The 3,251-nt window shown below is 55.2% G+C and carries 3 protein-coding genes; all 3 read right to left on the reverse strand.

What is annotated here, in order from left to right:
* On the reverse strand, positions 1-779 hold a 779-nt coding region (locus DWV57_RS14170), incomplete at its 3' end, for an antirestriction protein ArdA (RefSeq protein ID WP_133303660.1).
* A gap of 100 nt (positions 780-879) precedes the next feature.
* The gene (locus DWV57_RS14175; protein WP_120021120.1) at positions 880-2,958 is read right to left on the reverse strand and encodes a DNA topoisomerase 3; all 2,079 of its coding nucleotides are present in this window, start codon (positions 2,956-2,958) and stop codon (positions 880-882) included.
* Positions 2,955-3,251: CD1107 family mobile element protein (locus tag DWV57_RS14180; protein ID WP_120021121.1), on the reverse strand; the 297-nt coding region annotated here is incomplete at its 5' end. The genes DWV57_RS14180 and DWV57_RS14175, both read right to left, overlap by 4 nt.

The following is a 3,251-nucleotide window of genomic DNA, read 5'->3' on the forward strand; positions in this document are numbered from 1 at the left end:
CGGTCGCTGTCGAACAGCTCTTGAATCCCTGTTTCCAGCCGGTCCGTAATTTCTTTCATCCGTTCCGCGCTGTCTTTGCCGTTCAGGATGATGGGGATAACTTTCTGCGGTTCCGTTTCAGGCTGAACAGGCGGCGGGATGTTGGCCGCATCCCGCAGGATTTCCGATGCAGGAAAAGACAGCACCCGGTATTCCTCTGGCACGGGCTGGTCCTCGTGGACTTTCTGCCACTCGTCCCCGCTTTTGACAAGGTAGCCGTACTGGGTAAATGCACCCTGCTCCTGCTGGGCCACATAGCGGCCAAACTGCGCCGTGTCGATGCCGCCTTTCCATTCGTCCGGCATATCCACCATGCCGGAGCGATTCAGGTAGTAATCTCCTAGCTGGGCAGGCCCGTGCACATCCGGCAGATGCACATAGTAGTCCACGTTTTCGGGAAAGTCGGTGATTCTCCCGATGCTGAAAAGCTCACTCTGCGGGGCTTGCAGGGCGGCGTTCAGCTCTGCGCGTTCCCCGGCAGAAAGCGTTTCCAGCCGTGCGGCCAGAAAGTTCAGTTCGTCCACATTGGATGCCAGCACCAAGTTATAAGGAATTGCAAAGCGTTTTTCTTCCTCGGCAAAGTAGCCGGAAATGAAAAGGCTCTGCGGATTATCGGACGAAATGCCGATTTGCCGCAGGGCTGCTTGTACCTGTTCGGTTGTGGTGGGCAGGTCCAGCCAGACGCCATCCCTGCCTTGCTGCTGCCGATTTTGCAGCTGGATGGAAAATAATTCGCTCATTTGGTCACACTCCTTTTTTTTGCTATCCTACGGATAGAGAGAGCCGGTTATGGCAAAATGAATGCTTCACCTTACCATAACCGGCCCTCGTATTTTTGCCTTACTCTTTGCGCTCTACCCGGTAATTGACGTACTTGCCTCCCGTATCTGCCAGAAGCACCGTTGCATCATAGGTTTTGCCTGTCTTTTCGGAATAGAGGCCCTTGACCTTTGCCTTACCGTTTTTGAGCAGAGCAGCGGCGATCTTCGGCGTGAACGCCTTTTTGCGCTGCTCAAAGAAGCGGTCATTCTTCCACATCACGAACTGACAGCTACGATTCCCGCAGTAGAAGTTTTTCTTGCCCTCATAGACGTTTTCACTGCACCGGGGACACTTGCCGATAATAACCCGTTCCGACTGGAACAGGTTTTGCTTATCTGCACTGATACAAGAATAGGTCTTGACCAGCTGGCGCACCTGCGCTTCAATTTCGGCCATGAACTCGTCCGGGTCTGCATTGCCCTTGGCAATCTCGGTCAGACGGTTTTCCCATTCAGCAGTCAGAGCGGGAGAGGTCAGGCTTTCCGGCAGAACCACCGCCAGATTGATGCCGTCCTTGGTGGGGACAAGCTGCTTGCTCTTGCGCTGCACAAAGCCCATTTGCACCAGTTTTTCCAGAATCGCGGCACGGGTGGCGGGTGTGCCCAGCCCCTTGCGTTCTGCGTTTTCCGGCATATCCTCGGCTCCGGCCCGCTCCATTGCTGACAGGAGTGTATCTTCGGTGTAGGCTTTCGGCGGGGACGTGAAATGTTCCGAAATATCAGATACAACAGAATAACTTTGTCCCTCGGTCAGTTCCGGCAGGGTGTTCAGGGTTTCCGTTTCTTCTTCGCCGTCTGCTTTCAGGGTGGAGCGGAACCTCTGGTCGATCTCTTTCCAACCGGGAACAAGCACGGTCTTTCCCTTGGCGGCGAACTCGTTCCCTGCACAGGAGAACACAGCAGTCACAGTTTCGTACTCATGGGGTGCAGCCACGGCGCAGAGCAGCTTGGAGCAGACAAGGTTCAGCAGCTTGCATTCACTCTCGGCAAGACCAGTGAAACCCTGCTTTACAAATTCTGCGGTGGGAATGATGGCGTGGTGGTCCGATACCTTTTTGCTGTTCAGCACCCGGCCTACTTCCGCAGTCAGCGCAAGTCCTTGGGCAAAGGGCAGCAGTCCCAGCAGATCAGACACAAGATGTTGTGCTGTCTGGCCCATGTCCTCGGTCAGATATTGGCTGTCGGTGCGGGGATAGGTCAGCAATTTCTTTTCGTAAAGCTGCTGGGCGTAATCAAGGGTCTGTTTTGCGGTAAAACCGAACAGACGGTTTGCTTCCCGCTGCAATGTAGTCAGGTCATAGAGCTTGGGCGGCTGTTCTGTCTTTTTCTCCCGCTTGACAGAAGAACAGATAGCAGATGCCCCGGCACAGGCATTTTTCAAAGTGTCGGCCTCGTCCATGCTGGCAATGCGTCCACTGTCTGCTTTCAGACTGCCGGACTGGATGCCGACTGTGTAATACCTTTCTTTCTGGAAGCGCAGGATTTTTGCATCCCGGTCCACCAGCATTTTCAATGTCGGTGTCTGTACGCGGCCCACGGTCAGAGTCTTGTGGTACAGCACCGAAAACAGCCGCGTTGCATTGATGCCCACCAGCCAATCTGCTTTTGCACGGCAGAGGGCCGATTGGTACAGCGCATCATAATCCGAATCCGGGCACAGGTTTGCAAAGCCCTCCCGGATGGCGGCATCCTCCATGCTGGAAATCCAGAGCCGCTTTACGGGTTTCGTGCAGCCGGCCATTTGGTAGACAAAGCGGAAGATCAGTTCTCCCTCCCGGCCTGCGTCGGTTGCGGCAGTCACACTGTCCACATCCGGGCGGTTGAGCAGGGCACGCAGAACTTCAAACTGCTGTTTCTTCTCGTCCGGGACAATGAACTGCCACGGCTGGGGCAGGATGGGCAAATCCTCATACCGCCATTTGCAGTATTTTTCGTCGTACTGGCCAGCCTCGGCAAAGGACACCAGATGCCCGATGCACCAGCTGACCAGATACCCGCCACCCTGCCAATAGCCGTTTTGCTTTTCAGCGGCCCCGATCACGGCGGCAATGTTGCGGGCTACGCTGGGCTTTTCGGCAATTACCAGCTGAACGCTCATGTTTCGTCCTCCTGTCCGTCCTCTGAATGAATTTCGATTTCAGCCGGTTCCTCGTCTGCATCTTCGTCCTCGCCAAAATCGTATTCGTCCAGATCATCGTGCCCGGTGGTATCGGCCTTGGGCTTGCGGAACTTGAAATAATAGAGTGCTGCACCACCGCCCGCCAGAGCCAGCACCAGCAGGATCATCAGACTGCCTATGTTGAACTTCGGCTTTTCCTGCGGCGTTTCGGTATCAGTTTTCACCGCTTCCGGGGCCGTGCAGCTCCGCAGGCTCTTTTCACACAAGGGGCA

It is taken from the genome of Faecalibacterium sp. AF10-46 (assembly GCF_003604105.1).
Classification (GTDB): Bacteria; Bacillota; Clostridia; order Oscillospirales; family Ruminococcaceae; genus Faecalibacterium; species Faecalibacterium taiwanense.